This is a genomic window from Photobacterium sp. GB-72 (assembly GCF_003026095.1).
Lineage (GTDB): Bacteria > Pseudomonadota > Gammaproteobacteria > Enterobacterales > Vibrionaceae > Photobacterium.
Genome location: NZ_PYNV01000041.1, coordinates 1 through 1,290, shown reverse-complemented (window position 1 = coordinate 1,290; position 1,290 = coordinate 1). Strand labels below are relative to the sequence as shown.

Here is a 1,290-nt window from a genome sequence, read left to right as displayed (position 1 = left end):
CAGAACTTTCACCTAACGCAAAACTAGCTTAAGGGCTAATCCGGTTTCGCTCGCCGCTACTACCGGAATCTCGGTTGATTTCTCTTCCTCGGGGTACTTAGATGTTTCAGTTCCCCCGGTTTGCCTCGTATTGCTATGTATTTACAACACGATACGTGCTTATGCACGTGGGTTTCCCCATTCGGAAATCCCAGAGTCACCGGTTTTTACTACCTTCTCTGGGCTTATCGCAAGTTAATACGTCCTTCATCGCCTCTGACTGCCAAGGCATCCACCGTGTACGCTTAGTCACTTAACCATACAACCCCAAGAGGTTTCGTATGTTCAAACAACCAAGGTTTGTGTTTAACACTTCGATCAAGAAAGTATTAAACGTTGGTTTTTCGCCGGACTCATTGTTTTGCTTTCACTTTTAAAAAGTGAAAGCAAACACAGACACTTGAATGTGTATGTTTTGAGAACTCGTTCTTCTTTCGAAGAACATTTTTAAAATCAATCTATTGATTGAATTTACTAGTCAGCTTTCCAGATTGTTAAAGAACATTGTGTTTCTATTTAAAGATCCACTTTCTAATCACACTCATAAGAATGTATTTACAAAGTGGCGTCCCGTAGGGGAGTCGAACCCCTGTTACCGCCGTGAAAGGGCGGTGTCCTAGGCCTCTAGACGAACGGGACATTGGTGGAGCTATGCGGGATCGAACCGCAGACCTCCTGCGTGCAAGGCAGGCGCTCTCCCAGCTGAGCTATAACCCCAATGTTTTACTTCTATTACGAAGTTCTCTAAAGAGAAAATGGTGGGCGATACCGGGCTCGAACCAGTGACCCCCTCCTTGTAAGGGAGGTGCTCTCCCAACTGAGCTAATCGCCCACGATAGTTTTAATTCCTTCGTGAGAAAGAATGGTGGGTCGTGCAGGATTCGAACCTGCGACCAATTGATTAAAAGTCAACTGCTCTACCAACTGAGCTAACGACCCAATTTGCACTTCAAAGAGAAGTGGCGTCCCGTAGGGGAGTCGAACCCCTGTTACCGCCGTGAAAGGGCGGTGTCCTAGGCCTCTAGACGAACGGGACAATGTTCATACTTAATGTTGTTGGGCAACATTAAGTGGCTCTCTTACATTTTAACCAAGCAATCTGTGTGGACACTGCATTAAACAGTAAGTCTTTAGGTAAGGAGGTGATCCAGCCCCAGGTTCCCCTAGGGCTACCTTGTTACGACTTCACCCCAGTCATGAACCACACCGTGGTAAACGCCCTCCCGAAGGTTAAGCTATCTACTTCTGGTG

Annotated in this window: 5 tRNA genes and 2 rRNA genes; all 7 read right to left on the bottom strand. The window is 46.5% G+C overall.

What is annotated here, in order from left to right:
• Positions 1 to 298: ribosomal RNA gene (locus C9J40_RS21745) — 23S ribosomal RNA — on the bottom strand; the annotation flags it as partial.
• A 304-nt stretch (positions 299 to 602) separates the two neighbouring features.
• Positions 603 to 678 (bottom strand) — tRNA-Glu (locus C9J40_RS21740).
• Positions 679 to 680: 2 nt separating this feature from the next.
• Positions 681 to 756, bottom strand: a tRNA-Ala gene (locus tag C9J40_RS21735).
• A gap of 39 nt (positions 757 to 795) precedes the next feature.
• A tRNA-Val gene (locus tag C9J40_RS21730) sits at positions 796 to 871 on the bottom strand.
• A gap of 31 nt (positions 872 to 902) precedes the next feature.
• Positions 903 to 978: transfer RNA gene (locus tag C9J40_RS21725), tRNA-Lys, on the bottom strand.
• 21 nt (positions 979 to 999) lie between these two features.
• Positions 1,000 to 1,075, bottom strand: a tRNA-Glu gene (locus C9J40_RS21720).
• A 99-nt stretch (positions 1,076 to 1,174) separates the two neighbouring features.
• Positions 1,175 to 1,290: ribosomal RNA gene (locus tag C9J40_RS21715) — 16S ribosomal RNA — on the bottom strand; the annotation flags it as partial.